3 protein-coding genes are annotated in these 20,002 nt (G+C 51.2%); all 3 read right to left on the reverse strand.

Annotated elements, in window-relative coordinates; all coding sequences use genetic code 11:
• Positions 1-38: 38 nt before the first annotated feature.
• The 3 genes from KXJ80_RS04360 to KXJ80_RS04370 all read right to left on the reverse strand — a co-directional run bounded on the left by KXJ80_RS04360 (position 39) and on the right by KXJ80_RS04370 (position 19,978).
• Entirely contained in the window at positions 39-17,204 is a 17,166-nt protein-coding gene (locus KXJ80_RS04360) for an Ig-like domain-containing protein (RefSeq protein WP_259474532.1), read from the reverse strand.
• Positions 17,205-17,585: 381 nt separating this feature from the next.
• On the reverse strand, positions 17,586-18,752 hold the full coding sequence (locus KXJ80_RS04365) for a heme biosynthesis HemY N-terminal domain-containing protein (RefSeq protein ID WP_099457341.1): 1,167 nt from the start codon (positions 18,750-18,752) through the stop codon (positions 17,586-17,588).
• Entirely contained in the window at positions 18,749-19,978 is a 1,230-nt protein-coding gene (locus tag KXJ80_RS04370) for a uroporphyrinogen-III C-methyltransferase (RefSeq protein ID WP_099457342.1), read from the reverse strand. Before KXJ80_RS04370 ends, KXJ80_RS04365 begins: the two co-directional genes overlap by 4 nt.
• Between the last annotated feature and the right edge of the window lie 24 nt (positions 19,979-20,002).

Consider the following 20,002-nt stretch of genomic DNA (forward strand, 5'->3'; position numbering starts at 1 on the left):
GGCCTATATTTCTATAGGCCATCCGAACTGATTTTTTATTAAGGAATGATATTGTTGTGTGGATCGGTCAGTGGTGTCACTCCTTGAGGTGCATCAGGTGTTACTGGTGGCGCTGTATCAATAATGAGTGGGCCATTACCATTGCTTCCGAGCAATCCATTAATAATACCCGCATTATCCGTTGCACCAAATTGGCTATAGAGGTTAACCCCATCAAGCACAATGTGTTGATCGAACGTGCCATCCTTGTTTGCATCGATATCGATCACGGTTGAACCATTGTTTAAGCTAAAGCTTAGATAGCTTTCTAACGTATTCGCCGTTTCACCCTGGAGTAAGTCGCTTAGATCGAGCTTATCTTCACCGACCTTAAAGTCCATAATATAGTCAGTACCTTTGTCGGCATCAGCATAGCGCCATACGAAGGTGTCTGCGCCACTATCGCCACGTAGTACATCATCACCAAGGCCACCAATTAAGGTATCGTTGCCTTCACCGCCGCGAAGCGCATCGTTATGGCTGCCGCCGTCAATATAATCATTTCCTGTATGACCATAGAGAATGTCAGAGCCGGATTGACCATAAATTCGGTCATCACCGCTGCCACCGTTCACAACATCAGCTCTTTGAGATGCAACATCATTGGCTAATAACAAGCCATCGTTATCAACGATGCTATTTGTACCGCTTAATGTGCCTGTCATTATATGGTGAGTTGATAGAGCATTCACTGATAACTCGAGTTGATCATCAGTTCCATAACCAATTGCACCAGTTTTGCCAGCGTATATAACGTCATCGCCCCTACCTGTTTCGATATGGTCGTTACCATCACCTCCACTTACAATTTGAGCATCAGTAGTGCTATAGCTCTTTTTGTTAGCTCCAGAAGAAACAATTTTTTGTTCACTGCTGTTTGTAATGATGCCACTTAAACCACCACCAAAAGTAACATTTAGACGATTGTGACTGGATGAGTTTTCACCATTTGTCACAACGATAGTATCATTCAAACTAGAACCTTGAGTTGTAAACGCATTGGCATCGACAAGGTTGACGCCATCAGCATTTACGGGGCTCACATTAATTTTTAGTGTTGCACTTGATCTATCTCCATCACCATCTTGCATAGTGTAGGTAAAGGTTTCTGTTGCACCAGAGGCAGGGATTAGATCTGCACTCGCAGTCAATTGATAGTGATAGGTTCCATCAGCATAAAGTATCAATGTGCCGTAAAGACCATTAATAGTTGTACCTACATGGCCTGATACGCCCGTATTTGTATGGTCACCATTAGCAACTCCAATGACTGTAACAGCAATATCTGCACCAGTTGTATCATTGGTTAGTACATTGCCATCGGTATGCGGCAACGTATATCCATTACCCGCCACCATACGAACCACTAGTTGATAGCTAGTTGCATCATTTTCATTGGTATAAATCGAAGTAACTATATTGCCATTACTATCTTTAAAACCAATGACTTGCATTGTGTAAACTTGACCTTCGTAATTAAAGGTTACACTTGTTTGCCCTACAGTCACTATATCCCTAGGATCTGGACCATCGTTCGGCGTTTCATTATGGCTAAAGTTGAGTGTTAAAGTTACAGGTGTTGTAACACCATAGGCATCAGTCACATTAAAAGTGATTTGCATTGTTGCAGATGTGATAGATGTGCCTGAATCAATTGGGTAGTTATAGTGAGTGAAAGTACCAAGTACTATATCTTGGTTTAGTGATAATGAGCCATTTAGAGCGGCATCATTGTCAGCAAAACCATATCCCGATTGACTTCCATTATAGCTCGCAGGATCACCCCAGCGGACTTGATCTTTGCCGCTATCATTGTCAGGACCATCAAACTTCCTGACATCTGAGCCGCCGTTGATAGTTGTCCAATTTGCCACAATACCGGAGAAGTTAAAGGAGTCTAAAACTACTTCTAGTTGGTCAGTATCATTATGCGCAGTAGCAACATCATCATGGACGGTCGTTGTTATTGTCGTTGTCGCAAAATCGCCATCGGTGTCGATAGCCTTAACTTGGAAATTATCATTAAGCGTATCACTTCCTTGCGTAGAATGAGTTTGAGCATGGGTAAGAGTATAGGTGTATTGCAACTGACCATTGCTATAACCAGTAATGTAAAGCGTTCCATTAGCACCAGCAATAACAATTGGGGATGTTAATGATGCACTTAGTAGTGTTGCTAATGTTAAAGTTGAGGTTATGCCAACAGAGTTTGTAACTTCTATTCTATTTAACCCATCATTAGCCGTAATACTCATGCTGCCTTGAGCAGATGTTTGTCCTGTACTCGGATTACCGGTGCCATTTGCTAAAGCCGACTCATAAACATTTAATGGTCCAACCGTATTAATGATCGTCACTGGATCATCTGCGGGGGTGACAGTGATAGTCAGGGTCGCTATGGCACCGGTGTTGGTGGTGTACGTAATGACTGGAACTGCACCGTTCCAGTTGGCATTAGGTGTAAAGCTGTAGCTACCGTTGCTATTGAGCACTAAGGTGCCGCCTGTCAGCACGACGCTGCTGCCGGCGTTATGCACCACACTGCTGCCTGCGACGGTAAAGCTGACCACGCTGGTATTGCCCGCTTCATCGTTGGTTAACACGTTGCCGCTGGCGACGGTGTCCTCAACGACAGTTTTGCTGTCATTGGCCGCATCGGTGTTGTCTGGTGTGACCGTGATAGTCAGGGTCGCAGTGGCACCGGTGTTGGTGGTGTACGTAATGACCGGGACTGCACCGTTCCAGTTGGCATTAGGTGTAAAGCTGTAGCTACCGTTGCTATTGAGCACTAAGGTGCCGCCTGTCAGCACGACGCTGCTGCCGGCGTTATGCACCACACTGCTGCCCGCGACGGTGAAGCTGACCACGCTGGTATTGCCCGCTTCATCGTTGGTTAACACGTTGCCGCTGGCGACGGTGTCCTCAACGACAGTTTTGCTGTCATTGGCCGCATCGGTGTTGTCTGGTGTGACCGTGATGGTCAGGGTCGCTATGGCACCGGTGTTGGTGGTGTACGTAATGACTGGAACTGCACCGTTCCAGTTGGCATTAGGTGTAAAGCTGTAGCTACCGTTGCTATTGAGCACTAAGGTGCCGCCTGTCAGCACGACGCTGCTGCCGGCGTTATGCACCACACTGCTGCCGGCGACGGTGAAGCTGACCACGCTGGTATTGCCCGCTTCATCGTTGGTTAACACGTTGCCGCTGGCGACGGTGTCCTCAACGACAGTTTTGCTGTCATTGGCCGCATCGGTGTTGTCTGGTGTGACCGTGATGGTCAGGGTCGCTATGGCACCGGTGTTGGTGGTGTACGTAATGACTGGAACTGCACCGTTCCAGTTGGCATTAGGGGTAAAGCTGTAGCTACCGTTGCTATTGAGCACTAAGGTGCCGCCTGTCAGCACGACGCTGCTGCCGGCGTTATGCACCACACTGCTGCCTGCGACGGTGAAGCTGACCACGCTGGTATTGCCCGCTTCATCGTTGGTTAACACGTTGCCGCTGGCGACGGTGTCCTCAACGACAGTTTTGCTGTCATTGGCCGCATCGGTGTTGTCTGGTGTGACCGTGATGGTCAGGGTCGCTATGGCACCGGTGTTGGTGGTGTACGTAATGACTGGAACTGCACCGTTCCAGTTGGCATTAGGTGTAAAGCTGTAGCTACCGTTGCTATTGAGCACTAAGGTGCCGCCTGTCAGCACGACGCTGCTGCCGGCGTTATGCACCACACTGCTGCCTGCGACGGTGAAGCTGACCACGCTGGTATTGCCCGCTTCATCGTTGGTTAACACGTTGCCGCTGGCGACGGTGTCCTCAACGACAGTTTTGCTGTCATTGGCCGCATCGGTGTTGTCTGGTGTGACCGTGATGGTCAGGGTCGCTATGGCACCGGTGTTGGTGGTGTACGTAATGACTGGAACTGCACCGTTCCAGTTGGCATTAGGGGTAAAGCTGTAGCTACCGTTGCTATTGAGCACTAAGGTGCCGCCTGTCAGCACGACGCTGCTGCCGGCGTTATGCACCACACTGCTGCCTGCGACGGTGAAGCTGACCACGCTGGTATTGCCCGCTTCATCGTTGGTTAACACGTTGCCGCTGGCGACGGTGTCCTCAACGACAGTTTTGCTGTCATTGGCCGCATCGGTGTTGTCTGGTGTGACCGTGATAGTCAGGGTCGCAGTGGCACCGGTGTTGGTGGTGTACGTAATGACCGGGACTGCACCGTTCCAGTTGGCATTAGGGGTAAAGCTGTAGCTACCGTTGCTATTGAGCACTAAGGTGCCGCCTGTCAGCACGACGCTGCTGCCGGCGTTATGCACCACACTGCTGCCCGCGACGGTGAAGCTGACCACGCTGGTATTGCCCGCTTCATCGTTGGTTAACACGTTGCCGCTGGCGACGGTGTCCTCAACGACAGTTTTGCTGTCATCTGCTGAATCGGTCAACCTGGCCTGATCTTGTCCAGAAGTGCTATTTCCTGCTTGATCAGTAACAACAGCCGTGATTACTAGATTAGTACCGATGGCTGGAGCGATGATTTCGAGTTGTAAGCCATTATTTAAAATTTCTTGAGTGACTAGCCCATTAAATAGGGTGTTACCAGCCTGATCTTTAACTATTAATAAATCACCGATCGAGGTGCCAAGTCCTACAGTAACGGTGATATTTACCGGTCCTGTTAATTCGGTTGTGTTAATGAAGCCATCGTTATTTAAGTCTTCATCAATCGTGACTGTCGGTGCGGCGGCAGATTGAGTATCAATCACCACATCTTGGGTAACGGTTTTGCTGTTGCCGGCCACGTCGGTGACGGTGGCGCTGACAGGGTAAATGCCGTCAGGCAGCACAGTACCGGTCAGGTCGACACTCCAGTTACCTTGCGCATCAATCACTAAGCCGTTGGCGGTGGTGTAAACCACACCATTAATGGTGACGGCTAAGGTGCTGTTGTCACCTAAATCGACGGTACCTTTGAAAATCAGAGTGTTGTCGTTGGTGATAAAGTCACTGCTGGAGCTGCCAGTGTCTTGGGTGATGGCGGTGATGGCCACGGTGTTACCGTCACCGTCTTGGTCAATCTTGGTGTCAATCACCACATCTTGGGTAACGGTTTTGCTGTTGCCGGCCACGTCGGTGACGGTGGCGCTGACAGGGTAAATGCCGTCAGGCAGCACAGTACCGGTCAGGTCGACACTCCAGTTACCTTGCGCATCAATCACTAAGCCGTTGGCGGTGGTGTAAACCACACCATTAATGGTGACGGCTAAGGTGCTGTTGTCACCTAAATCGACGGTACCTTTGAAAATCAGAGTGTTGTCGTTGGTGATAAAGTCACTGCTGGAGCTGCCGGTGTCTTGGGTGATGGCGGTGATGGCCACGGTGTTACCGTCACCGTCTTGGTCAATCTTGGTGTCAATCACCACATCTTGGGTAACGGTTTTGCTGTTGCCGGCCACGTCGGTGACGGTGGCGCTGACAGGGTAAATGCCGTCAGGCAGCACAGTACCGGTCAGGTCGACGCTCCAGTTACCTTGCGCATCAATCACTAAGCCGTTGGCGGTGGTGTAAACCACACCATTGATGGTGACGGCTAAGGTGCTGTTGTCACCTAAATCGACAGTACCTTTGAAAATCAGAGTGTTGTCGTTGGTGATAAAGTCACTGCTGGAACTGCCGGTGTCTTGGGTGATGGCGGTGATGGCCACGGTGTTACCGTCGCCGTCTTGGTCAATCTTGGTGTCAATCACCACATCTTGGGTAACGGTTTTGCTGTTGCCGGCCACGTCGGTGACGGTGGCGCTGACAGGGTAGGTGCCGTCAGGCAGCACAGTACCGGTCAGGTCGACGCTCCAGTTACCTTGCGCATCAATCACTAAGCCGTTGGCGGTGGTGTAAACCACACCATTGATGGTGACGGCTAAGGTGCTGTTGTCACCTAAATCGACAGTACCTTTGAAAATCAGGGTGTTGTCGTTGGTGATAAAGTCACTGCTGGAGCTGCCGGTGTCTTGGGTGATGGCGGTGATGGCCACGGTGTTACCGTCGCCGTCTTGGTCAATCTTGGTGTCAATCACCACATCTTGGGTAACGGTTTTGCTGTTGCCGGCCACGTCGGTGACGGTGGCGCTGACAGGGTAAGTGCCGTCAGGCAGCACAGTACCGGTCAGGTCGACGCTCCAGTTACCTTGCGCATCAATCACTAAGCCGTTGGCGGTGGTGTAAACCACACCATTAATGGTGACGGCTAAGGTGCTGTTGTCACCTAAATCGACGGTACCTTTGAAAATCAGAGTGTTGTCGTTGGTGATAAAGTCACTGCTGGAGCTGCCAGTGTCTTGGGTGATGGCGGTGATGGCCACGGTGTTACCGTCGCCGTCTTGGTCAATCTTGGTGTCAATCACCACATCTTGGGTAACGGTTTTGCTGTTGCCGGCCACGTCGGTGACGGTGGCGCTGACAGGGTAAGTGCCGTCAGGCAGCACAGTACCGGTCAGGTCGACGCTCCAGTTACCTTGCGCATCAATCACTAAGCCGTTGGCGGTGGTGTAAACCACACCATTAATGGTGACGGCTAAGGTGCTGTTGTCACCTAAATCGACGGTACCTTTGAAAATCAGGGTGTTGTCGTTGGTGATAAAGTCACTGCTGGAGCTGCCGGTGTCTTGGGTGATGGCGGTGATGGCCACGGTGTTACCGTCGCCGTCTTGGTCAATCTTGGTGTCAATCACCACATCTTGGGTAACAGTTTTGCTGTTGCCGGCCACGTCGGTGACGGTGGCGCTGACAGGGTAGGTGCCGTCAGGCAGCACAGTACCGGTCAGGTCGACGCTCCAGTTACCTTGCGCATCAATCACTAAGCCGTTGGCGGTGGTGTAAACCACACCATTGATGGTGACGGCTAAGGTGCTGTTGTCACCTAAATCGACAGTACCTTTGAAAATCAGGGTGTTGTCGTTGGTGATAAAGTCACTGCTGGAGCTGCCGGTGTCTTGGGTGATGGCGGTGATGGCCACGGTGTTACCGTCGCCGTCTTGGTCAATCTTGGTGTCAATCACCACATCTTGGGTAACGGTTTTGCTGTTGCCGGCCACGTCGGTGACGGTGGCGCTGACAGGGTAAGTGCCGTCAGGCAGCACAGTACCGGTCAGGTCGACGCTCCAGTTACCTTGCGCATCAATCACTAAGCCGTTGGCGGTGGTGTAAACCACACCATTAATGGTGACGGCTAAGGTGCTGTTGTCACCTAAATCGACGGTACCTTTGAAAATCAGAGTGTTGTCGTTGGTGATAAAGTCACTGCTGGAGCTGCCAGTGTCTTGGGTGATGGCGGTGATGGCCACGGTGTTACCGTCGCCGTCTTGGTCAATCTTGGTGTCAATCACCACATCTTGGGTAACGGTTTTGCTGTTGCCGGCCACGTCGGTGACGGTGGCGCTGACAGGGTAAGTGCCGTCAGGCAGCACAGTACCGGTCAGGTCGACGCTCCAGTTACCTTGCGCATCAATCACTAAGCCGTTGGCGGTGGTGTAAACCACACCATTGATGGTGACGGCTAAGGTGCTGTTGTCACCTAAATCGACAGTACCTTTGAAAATCAGGGTGTTGTCGTTGGTGATAAAGTCACTGCTGGAGCTGCCGGTGTCTTGGGTGATGGCGGTGATGGCCACGGTGTTACCGTCGCCGTCTTGGTCAATCTTGGTGTCAATCACCACATCTTGGGTAACGGTTTTGCTGTTGCCGGCCACGTCGGTGACGGTGGCGCTGACAGGGTAAGTGCCGTCAGGCAGCACAGTACCGGTCAGGTCGACGCTCCAGTTACCTTGCGCATCAATCACTAAGCCGTTGGCGGTGGTGTAAACCACACCATTAATGGTGACGGCTAAGGTGCTGTTGTCACCTAAATCGACGGTACCTTTGAAAATCAGAGTGTTGTCGTTGGTGATAAAGTCACTGCTGGAGCTGCCAGTGTCTTGGGTGATGGCGGTGATGGCCACGGTGTTACCGTCGCCGTCTTGGTCAATCTTGGTGTCAATCACCACATCTTGGGTAACGGTTTTGCTGTTGCCGGCCACGTCGGTGACGGTGGCGCTGACAGGGTAAGTGCCGTCAGGCAGCACAGTACCGGTCAGGTCGACGCTCCAGTTACCTTGCGCATCAATCACTAAGCCGTTGGCGGTGGTGTAAACCACACCATTGATGGTGACGGCTAAGGTGCTGTTGTCACCTAAATCGACAGTACCTTTGAAAATCAGAGTGTTGTCGTTGGTGATAAAGTCACTGCTGGAACTGCCGGTGTCTTGGGTGATGGCGGTGATGGCCACGGTGTTACCGTCGCCGTCTTGGTCAATCTTGGTGTCAATCACCACATCTTGGGTAACAGTTTTGCTGTTGCCGGCCACGTCGGTGACGGTGGCGCTGACGGGGTAAGTGCCGTCAGGCAGCACAGTACCGGTCAGGTCGACGCTCCAGTTACCTTGCGCATCAATCACTAAGCCGTTGGCGGTGGTGTAAACCACACCATTAATGGTGACGGCTAAGGTGCTGTTGTCACCTAAATCGACGGTACCTTTGAAAATCAGGGTGTTGTCGTTGGTGATAAAGTCACTGCTGGAGCTGCCGGTGTCTTGGGTGATGGCGGTGATGGCCACGGTGTTACCGTCACCGTCTTGGTCAATCTTGGTGTCAATCACCACATCTTGGGTAACGGTTTTGCTGTTGCCGGCCACGTCGGTGACGGTGGCGCTGACAGGGTAAATGCCGTCAGGCAGCACAGTACCGGTCAGGTCGACACTCCAGTTACCTTGCGCATCAATCACTAAGCCGTTGGCGGTGGTGTAAACCACACCATTGATGGTGACGGCTAAGGTGCTGTTGTCACCTAAATCGACAGTACCTTTGAAAATCAGAGTGTTGTCGTTGGTGATAAAGTCACTGCTGGAACTGCCGGTGTCTTGGGTGATGGCGGTGATGGCCACGGTGTTACCGTCGCCGTCTTGGTCAATCTTGGTGTCAATCACCACATCTTGGGTAACAGTTTTGCTGTTGCCGGCCACGTCGGTGACGGTGGCGCTGACAGGGTAGGTGCCGTCAGGCAGCACAGTACCGGTCAGGTCGACGCTCCAGTTACCTTGCGCATCAATCACTAAGCCGTTGGCGGTGGTGTAAACCACACCATTAATGGTGACGGCTAAGGTGCTGTTGTCACCTAAATCGACGGTACCTTTGAAAATCAGAGTGTTGTCGTTGGTGATAAAGTCACTGCTGGAGCTGCCAGTGTCTTGGGTGATGGCGGTGATGGCCACGGTGTTACCGTCGCCGTCTTGGTCAATCTTGGTGTCAATCACCACATCTTGGGTAACGGTTTTGCTGTTGCCGGCCACGTCGGTGACGGTGGCGCTGACAGGGTAAGTGCCGTCAGGCAGCACAGTACCGGTCAGGTCGACGCTCCAGTTACCTTGCGCATCAATCACTAAGCCGTTGGCGGTGGTGTAAACCACACCATTAATGGTGACGGCTAAGGTGCTGTTGTCACCTAAATCGACGGTACCTTTGAAAATCAGGGTGTTGTCGTTGGTGATAAAGTCACTGCTGGAGCTGCCGGTGTCTTGGGTGATGGCGGTGATGGCCACGGTGTTACCGTCGCCGTCTTGGTCAATCTTGGTGTCAATCACCACATCTTGGGTAACAGTTTTGCTGTTGCCGGCCACGTCGGTGACGGTGGCGCTGACAGGGTAGGTGCCGTCAGGCAGCACAGTACCGGTCAGGTCGACGCTCCAGTTACCTTGCGCATCAATCACTAAGCCGTTGGCGGTGGTGTAAACCACACCATTGATGGTGACGGCTAAGGTGCTGTTGTCACCTAAATCGACAGTACCTTTGAAAATCAGGGTGTTGTCGTTGGTGATAAAGTCACTGCTGGAGCTGCCGGTGTCTTGGGTGATGGCGGTGATGGCCACGGTGTTACCGTCGCCGTCTTGGTCAATCTTGGTGTCAATCACCACATCTTGGGTAACGGTTTTGCTGTTGCCGGCCACGTCGGTGACGGTGGCGCTGACAGGGTAAGTGCCGTCAGGCAGCACAGTACCGGTCAGGTCGACGCTCCAGTTACCTTGCGCATCAATCACTAAGCCGTTGGCGGTGGTGTAAACCACACCATTAATGGTGACGGCTAAGGTGCTGTTGTCACCTAAATCGACGGTACCTTTGAAAATCAGAGTGTTGTCGTTGGTGATAAAGTCACTGCTGGAGCTGCCAGTGTCTTGGGTGATGGCGGTGATGGCCACGGTGTTACCGTCGCCGTCTTGGTCAATCTTGGTGTCAATCACCACATCTTGGGTAACGGTTTTGCTGTTGCCGGCCACGTCGGTGACGGTGGCGCTGACAGGGTAAGTGCCGTCAGGCAGCACAGTACCGGTCAGGTCGACGCTCCAGTTACCTTGCGCATCAATCACTAAGCCGTTGGCGGTGGTGTAAACCACACCATTGATGGTGACGGCTAAGGTGCTGTTGTCACCTAAATCGACAGTACCTTTGAAAATCAGGGTGTTGTCGTTGGTGATAAAGTCACTGCTGGAGCTGCCGGTGTCTTGGGTGATGGCGGTGATGGCCACGGTGTTACCGTCGCCGTCTTGGTCAATCTTGGTGTCAATCACCACATCTTGGGTAACGGTTTTGCTGTTGCCGGCCACGTCGGTGACGGTGGCGCTGACAGGGTAGGTGCCGTCAGGCAGCACAGTACCGGTCAGGTCGACGCTCCAGTTACCTTGCGCATCAATCACTAAGCCGTTGGCGGTGGTGTAAACCACACCATTGATGGTGACGGCTAAGGTGCTGTTGTCACCTAAATCGACAGTACCTTTGAAAATCAGGGTGTTGTCGTTGGTGATAAAGTCACTGCTGGAGCTGCCGGTGTCTTGGGTGATGGCGGTGATGGCCACGGTGTTACCGTCGCCGTCTTGGTCAATCTTGGTGTCAATCACCACATCTTGGGTAACGGTTTTGCTGTTGCCGGCCACGTCGGTGACGGTGGCGCTGACAGGGTAAGTGCCGTCAGGCAGCACAGTACCGGTCAGGTCGACGCTCCAGTTACCTTGCGCATCAATCACTAAGCCGTTGGCGGTGGTGTAAACCACACCATTAATGGTGACGGCTAAGGTGCTGTTGTCACCTAAATCGACGGTACCTTTGAAAATCAGAGTGTTGTCGTTGGTGATAAAGTCACTGCTGGAGCTGCCAGTGTCTTGGGTGATGGCGGTGATGGCCACGGTGTTACCGTCGCCGTCTTGGTCAATCTTGGTGTCAATCACCACATCTTGGGTAACGGTTTTGCTGTTGCCGGCCACGTCGGTGACGGTGGCGCTGACAGGGTAAGTGCCGTCAGGCAGCACAGTACCGGTCAGGTCGACGCTCCAGTTACCTTGCGCATCAATCACTAAGCCGTTGGCGGTGGTGTAAACCACACCATTAATGGTGACGGCTAAGGTGCTGTTGTCACCTAAATCGACGGTACCTTTGAAAATCAGGGTGTTGTCGTTGGTGATAAAGTCACTGCTGGAGCTGCCGGTGTCTTGGGTGATGGCGGTGATGGCCACGGTGTTACCGTCACCGTCTTGGTCAATCTTGGTGTCAATCACCACATCTTGGGTAACGGTTTTGCTGTTGCCGGCCACGTCGGTGACGGTGGCGCTGACAGGGTAAATGCCGTCAGGCAGCACAGTACCGGTCAGGTCGACACTCCAGTTACCTTGCGCATCAATCACTAAGCCGTTGGCGGTGGTGTAAACCACACCATTAATGGTGACGGCTAAGGTGCTGTTGTCACCTAAATCGACGGTACCTTTGAAAATCAGAGTGTTGTCGTTGGTGATAAAGTCACTGCTGGAGCTGCCAGTGTCTTGGGTGATGGCGGTGATGGCCACGGTGTTACCGTCGCCGTCTTGGTCAATCTTGGTGTCAATCACCACATCTTGGGTAACGGTTTTGCTGTTGCCGGCCACGTCGGTGACGGTGGCGCTGACAGGGTAAGTGCCGTCAGGCAGCACAGTACCGGTCAGGTCGACGCTCCAGTTACCTTGCGCATCAATCACTAAGCCGTTGGCGGTGGTGTAAACCACACCATTAATGGTGACGGCTAAGGTGCTGTTGTCACCTAAATCGACGGTACCTTTGAAAATCAGGGTGTTGTCGTTGGTGATAAAGTCACTGCTGGAGCTGCCGGTGTCTTGGGTGATGGCGGTGATGGCCACGGTGTTACCGTCGCCGTCTTGGTCAATCTTGGTGTCAATCACCACATCTTGGGTAACGGTTTTGCTGTTGCCGGCCACGTCGGTGACGGTGGCGCTGACAGGGTAAGTGCCGTCAGGCAGCACAGTACCGGTCAGGTCGACGCTCCAGTTACCTTGCGCATCAATCACTAAGCCGTTGGCGGTGGTGTAAACCACACCATTAATGGTGACGGCTAAGGTGCTGTTGTCACCTAAATCGACGGTACCTTTGAAAATCAGAGTGTTGTCGTTGGTGATAAAGTCACTGCTGGAGCTGCCAGTGTCTTGGGTGATGGCGGTGATGGCCACGGTGTTACCGTCGCCGTCTTGGTCAATCTTGGTGTCAATCACCACATCTTGGGTAACGGTTTTGCTGTTGCCGGCCACGTCGGTGACGGTGGCGCTGACAGGGTAAATGCCGTCAGGCAGCACAGTACCGGTCAGGTCGACGCTCCAGTTACCTTGCGCATCAATCACTAAGCCGTTGGCGGTGGTGTAAACCACACCATTGATGGTGACGGCTAAGGTGCTGTTGTCACCTAAATCGACAGTACCTTTGAAAATCAGGGTGTTGTCGTTGGTGATAAAGTCACTGCTGGAGCTGCCGGTGTCTTGGGTGATGGCGGTGATGGCCACGGTGTTACCGTCGCCGTCTTGGTCAATCTTGGTGTCAATCACCACATCTTGGGTAACGGTTTTGCTGTTGCCGGCCACGTCGGTGACGGTGGCGCTGACAGGGTAAGTGCCGTCAGGCAGCACAGTACCGGTCAGGTCGACGCTCCAGTTACCTTGCGCATCAATCACTAAGCCGTTGGCGGTGGTGTAAACCACACCATTAATGGTGACGGCTAAGGTGCTGTTGTCACCTAAATCGACGGTACCTTTGAAAATCAGAGTGTTGTCGTTGGTGATAAAGTCACTGCTGGAGCTGCCAGTGTCTTGGGTGATGGCGGTGATGGCCACGGTGTTACCGTCGCCGTCTTGGTCAATCTTGGTGTCAATCACCACATCTTGGGTAACGGTTTTGCTGTTGCCGGCCACGTCGGTGACGGTGGCGCTGACAGGGTAAATGCCGTCAGGCAGCACAGTACCGGTCAGGTCGACGCTCCAGTTACCTTGCGCATCAATCACTAAGCCGTTGGCGGTGGTGTAAACCACACCATTGATGGTGACGGCTAAGGTGCTGTTGTCACCTAAATCGACGGTACCTTTGAAAATCAGAGTGTTGTCGTTGGTGATAAAGTCACTGCTGGAGCTGCCAGTGTCTTGGGTGATGGCGGTGATGGCCACGGTGTTACCGTCACCGTCTTGGTCAATCTTGGTGTCAATCACCACATCTTGGGTAACGGTTTTGCTGTTGCCGGCCACGTCGGTGACGGTGGCGCTGACAGGGTAAATGCCGTCAGGCAGCACAGTACCGGTCAGGTCGACACTCCAGTTACCTTGCGCATCAATCACTAAGCCGTTGGCGGTGGTGTAAACCACACCATTAATGGTGACGGCTAAGGTGCTGTTGTCACCTAAATCGACGGTACCTTTGAAAATCAGAGTGTTGTCGTTGGTGATAAAGTCACTGCTGGAGCTGCCAGTGTCTTGGGTGATGGCGGTGATGGCCACGGTGTTACCGTCACCGTCTTGGTCAATCTTGGTGTCAATCACCACATCTTGGGTAACGGTTTTGCTGTTGCCGGCCACGTCGGTGACGGTGGCGCTGACAGGGTAAATGCCGTCAGGCAGCACAGTACCGGTCAGGTCGACGCTCCAGTTACCTTGCGCATCAATCACTAAGCCGTTGGCGGTGGTGTAAACCACACCATTGATGGTGACGGCTAAGGTGCTGTTGTCACCTAAATCGACAGTACCTTTGAAAATCAGAGTGTTGTCGTTGGTGATAAAGTCACTGCTGGAACTGCCGGTGTCTTGGGTGATGGCGGTGATGGCCACGGTGTTACCGTCGCCGTCTTGGTCAATCTTGGTGTCAATCACCACATCTTGGGTAACAGTTTTGCTGTTGCCGGCCACGTCGGTGACGGTGGCGCTGACAGGGTAAGTGCCGTCAGGCAGCACAGTACCGGTCAGGTCGACGCTCCAGTTACCTTGCGCATCAATCACTAAGCCGTTGGCGGTGGTGTAAACCACACCATTAATGGTGACGGCTAAGGTGCTGTTGTCACCTAAATCGACGGTACCTTTGAAAATCAGAGTGTTGTCGTTGGTGATAAAGTCACTGCTGGAGCTGCCAGTGTCTTGGGTGATGGCGGTGATGGCCACGGTGTTACCGTCGCCGTCTTGGTCAATCTTGGTGTCAATCACCACATCTTGGGTAACGGTTTTGCTGTTGCCGGCCACGTCGGTGACGGTGGCGCTGACAGGGTAAGTGCCGTCAGGCAGCACAGTACCGGTCAGGTCGACGCTCCAGTTACCTTGCGCATCAATCACTAAGCCGTTGGCGGTGGTGTAAACCACACCATTGATGGTGACGGCTAAGGTGCTGTTGTCACCTAAATCGACAGTACCTTTGAAAATCAGAGTGTTGTCGTTGGTGATAAAGTCACTGCTGGAGCTGCCGGTGTCTTGGGTGATGGCGGTGATGGCCACGGTGTTACCGTCACCGTCTTGGTCAATCTTGGTGTCGACGCTGCCGTTATCGCTGGCTTTTCCTGTGTTACCTGCAGGATCTGTGACTGAAGCATCTGCAGTGTAGCCACCTTCAGCGATAGGATTGGTCACATCAACTGCATAAGTTCCATCTGGGTTAACCGTAGTTGTAAGAGTTTGTTGTGCTCCCGTACTGTCGGTAACAACGATAGTGATAGTACTACCTGGAGGAGCATCGGTTGTACCAGTGATAGTGGGCGTTGTATCTTGCGTGTCATCGGGTGCACTCACAGTGATCACTGGACCTGTAGTATCCAGAACTGCGGAATCACTGCCTTCTGGTGAGGTATTGCCTGCTGCATCAGTTATGGTTGCAACGACAGTGATTGTTTCACCTTCATCAGGAGCTGGAAGCGTTAGATTAACAAATCCATTATCTATGTCTTCCTGCGTTAGGATGTAATCAACACCATTAACTGTGAGCGTATCTCCCGCATTCGCGCCAGTACCCTCCAAGCCAATAGTGACGTTTACTTCGGTTGCTCCACCAAGTTCTTCATTACTGATGAAGCCGTCATTGTTAGTGTCTGTAGTGATAGTGACACTAGGACCGCCATTTGCAACCGGAGTGATATTAATCGTTAATGTTGCGGTTGAGCCAGTATTGGTGGTGTAAGTAATGACGGGTACTTGGCCATTCCAGAATTCGTTAGGCGTAAATGTGTAGGAGCCGTCGGCATTGATGACTAAGCTACCGCCTTCTAAAGTAACTGTGGTGCCTGCTGCAACCGTTTGACCGTTGACTGTAAAGCTGGTCACGGACAGTTCATTGTCCACATCGCTATCGTTATCTAGCACGTTACCAGTTGCTACCGTATTTTCATCGACAGTATTTGTGTCGTTGGCAAGAACTGATGGGTCATCCACTGGGGTGACATTAATGGTTAAGGTGGCGGTTGCACCAGTGTTGGTGGTGTAAGTAATCACCGGTACTGTGCCATTCCAGTTGGCGTTTGGCGTGAAGGTGTAAGAGCCGTCGGCGTTGATGATTAAACTGCCACCTTCTAAGGCAACAGTGGTGCCCGCAGTCACGGTATTGCCGTTTACGGTGAAGCTGACAACAGACAAGGTATTATCAATATCACTGTCATTGCTAAGGACGTTACCGGTGGCAACGGAATCTTCAGCAACGGTATTGGTATCGTTAACCAAGACTGATGGGTCATCCACAGGGGTGACATTAATGGTTAAGGTGGCGGTTGATCCAGTGTTGGTGGTGTAGGTGATGACTGGTACTTGTCCATTCCAGTTGGCGTTGGGCGTGAAGGTGTAAGAGCCGTCGGCGTTGATGATTAAACTGCCGCCTTCTAAGGCAACAGTGGTGCCCGCAGTCACGGTATTGCCGTTTACGGTGAAGCTGACAACAGACAAGGTGCTGTCAATATCACTGTCATTGCTAAGGACGTTACCGGTGGCAACGGAATCTTCAGCAACGGTATTGGTATCGTTAACCAAGACTGATGGATCATCCACTGGGGTGACATTAATGGTTAAGGTGGCGGTTGCACCAGTGTTGGTGGTGTAAGTAATCACCGGTACTGTGCCATTCCAGTTGGCGTTGGGCGTGAAGGTGTAAGAGCCGTCGGCGTTGATGATTAAACTGCCGCCTTCTAAGGCAACAGTGGTGCCCGCAGTCACGGTATTGCCGTTTACGGTGAAGCTGACAACAGACAAGGTACTGTCAATATCACTGTCATTGCTAAGGACGTTACCGGTGGCAGCGGAGTCTTCATCTACGGTAATGCTGTCGTTAACGAGCAAGGATGGGGAGTCTGTGGCAATTGACTGTTCGGGAGAGTCGGGTGCAAATGCGGCTAGTGTTTGTCCAGAAGTGCTATAACCTGATGTGGCGAGAGCTTCTGAACCATCACGAGCAAGGCTAACATAGCCAGAGTTACCATCACTGGCTGGTGCATTCCCTGCTGCGGTTTCAGGTAAATTTTTAGTTGGGTCTTCACCTGAAGCAATAAGATCTTGTAATGCTTGAATTTCATCAGGTGTGGCTTCACCTGTTACTGGGGCAACAACCGCAGCAGATGCTGGATTAACTTCTATTTCATTAGACAGCTTGGTGCCATCATCGAAAGTGATTTCATAAGTCGCGTTTTCGCCGATATGGAGAACTGCACCCTTTGGGAGTTGTTCGCCATCCTTAGCGGGTTGATTTGAACCATTAACCTCGACTTCGATTTGCCCTTTAACAAGTTTCAGCAAACCTTTCTTTGTTGTAATGATCGATCCCATAATTAGCTCCCAACAGCCAAAGTGTGTTAATCCGAAGATGCACAAATTCAACAAATATGCTGAATTGTGATACAAGTGGCTAAATTTTAGCTTGGCCGCGTGTGTAAGTCAATTTTTTGACGCGCCGGAATGGCTTGCTATAACTGGATTTTAAGGGGTGGAGTACGAAAAAATGGCACTTAAAAGTGACAGAACTAGATGTAGTATCTTAAAACGCAAAAGAAACTGCATTTAGTGTCTCTTAACTATCAAAATAAACATATTAATAACAAATTATTCTTAAGATCGGGTTTAATATTTTATAAATGATGTGCGGCAAGTATGTTCAAGGTTGAATGAGGAGGGACCGCAATCCGCCTAATGGATTGCGGTTGATAGAAATTATAGGTTTACTGCCTGACGATAGCTTTGGTTAGCATGACCTTGTTCGCCAAGTTGCTCTTGAATACGTGCTAACGCCAGCCAAGAGTCTTTACTCGGAGCAAGACGACAAACATTCTGCCAGCGGATTTTGGCTTCTTTCATATCCCGGGTTTGTTGGTAGAGTAGCGCTAAACACCGTTGGTAATCAGCATTGTTCTCATGGGTGATTTCATGCTTGAGTAATTGCTTGCGGATCTCTTCGTCATGGGCGGTGACGATCTGTGGGATCACTTCTAACAGTGCAGACTCTGGCGAGCTACGTAGCTTTTTCGAGAGTAATTTAAGCGCTTGGTCTTTACGATTGAAGCGGCATAAGCCCATGGCATAAATCGCTAAAAACTCAGACTGGTTACGTTCATCGCGTGAAAGCCATTGCCAGCATTGTTCTAGGGCTTCTTCCCCTTTTAGACTCGCCGCTTTTAATAGGGCGCAATGGGTTTCAACATTCAGCGTATTTAACTTTGCATCCTCTAAGATCTGGCGTTTCTTCAGTATTGGGAGCAATAGCTTAAGCGCTTCCCAATCTTCCTGGGCGCGATATAACTCGAGGGCGAGTTTCAGCACAGGGGCTTTACTCTTGCTAGTTGGGGCTAACTTATCGAGCTCGGCTCTGGCTAAGGCTAATTCACCTTGTTTGAGTAAATAACGGGTACGAGTGGTTGCTACCGCATTGGCCGTCATAGGCTGCGCTTCTGCGCGGGCAAGATATTGATCTCGCTCAGCAGTTTTATTTTGATGTTGAGCAGCACGTGCAGCGGCTAACAAATTTAATGCTGGCAGTTCACCGTTGTCGGCCCCTTTAATCATGGCGCGTTCTGCCGCTGGCCAATCTTCTTCGGCAATCGCGAGTGCGCCCATCAAAGTGTGTTTCTTGGCAGACCGGCGACGCCAATGCTGCGGGATAAAACGGCTACGAAGCAGCAGATTAATCACAATGATCACTAACCATTCCAGTACTTGGAATAGCGCATAAAACACGATTAACATGACGATGCCAAAAACTAAACTGGTCTCAAGCTGGTAATCACCCGCGGCAATATACACATAGCCAGTATTGCCAACAATCCAGGGGCTGATACACAGGCCTAAAAGTATAATACCAAGAAATATTAATGCCTTAATCATAGCTGCGGTTCCTCTGCAGAGGTGAGTTCACCATAGCTGGTTAACTGTAATAACAGCGGTTTAGCGGCAAAGGATTTCAGCGTAATAGGGTCAAGATCGAGTGTTGCCAACTTGTCGATTTCGGCAATGGCCTCGCTAGTTTGATGCGCTTGAACATCAAAATAGGTTTGGATCCACTGGCGCGCCATCATCAGTGATTGATGATAAGCGGCTCTATCATAGCGATAGAGTGCCAGTTGTGATTGCAGCAGTTTATGGCGGATATTCTCAACCAAATACCATTGTTGCTCTGGAGCAAGTAGGGCTGGCGCATCGGCGGTGCGATGACGAATAGTAATAAAATCTTGAGTCAACGCCTTCCAGGTTTTACTCAGATTACTTTGCCAATCGTTAAGATCGCCGGAAATGGTCGTATCTTCAGCCGTGCTTGCTTCAGTATCGGCACGATTTAGCGGCAATTTGTCAAGTTGGTCGATTAAGGCATCGAGTGCTAATACACCACCTTCAATATCCAAACTCTTAATATTGGTGGTCGCCGCAATATCCTTTGCCAATGCCTTACGGATTGGCAGTAATGCGGGGTTGTTCATCGCGGCAATAGTTTCATCCGCGGATTTTAATAAATCGGTTGCCGTGCGTGGATCTTTTTCGAGCCAAAGCTTACGTCCAGCCATGTTTACTAGATATTCGGCTTCTGAGGCCATCCAGTGGGTTGGGCTGCGCTGGGCCAGTTTCTCTAGTCTGTCCTGTAACTGGTTTTGATCTGTGGCAAGCTTAGATAACTCTTGGAAGGTTTTTGCATCTGAGAGTTGTTGTTGCTCAAGTTGTGCAAGACGCTGATTTGGGACGAGTAAAGCCTGCTGCAACTGATCTTGCAGGGCTAGATTTTTCGTCTCTTGCAGTTGAAGCTGTTGCTGCATTTGTTGATACAGCAAATAGCCACCACCTATGGTGCAAACGGTCAAGCCTAAGGCCAGTAGTACACCAAAACGAATAGCCCATGAGCTACGATTCACTTGCACCACTTGGCGAGCAGCTTGGGTCGATTTGGGTTTGCTGGCTTGCGACTTAGTGTCGGCAGGTTTGACTTCTTGTTCTTCAGGCTTGCTTGCCTGTGACTCAGAAGCTTGGTTGTGTGGTGCAGCGTCATCGGTATTGACCGATGTGGCGAGAACTGGGATAGCCTGTGACTCTGGGCTTTGGGCGTCGTGCTTGTTGTTATCCATTTAACAGTCCTTAAAATCATGCTA

It is taken from the genome of Shewanella xiamenensis, assembly GCF_024971755.1.
Lineage (GTDB): Bacteria > Pseudomonadota > Gammaproteobacteria > Enterobacterales > Shewanellaceae > Shewanella > Shewanella xiamenensis.

Bases quoted from the DNA above. Each gene is read 5' to 3' on its own strand.
- KXJ80_RS04360 (WP_259474532.1), bottom strand. From the start codon at position 17,204: ATGGGATCGATCATTACAACAAAGAAAGGTTTGCTGAAACTTGTTAAA.
- KXJ80_RS04370 (WP_099457342.1), bottom strand. From the start codon at position 19,978: ATGGATAACAACAAGCACGACGCCCAAAGCCCAGAGTCACAGGCTATC.
- KXJ80_RS04365 (WP_099457341.1), bottom strand. From the start codon at position 18,752: ATGATTAAGGCATTAATATTTCTTGGTATTATACTTTTAGGCCTGTGT.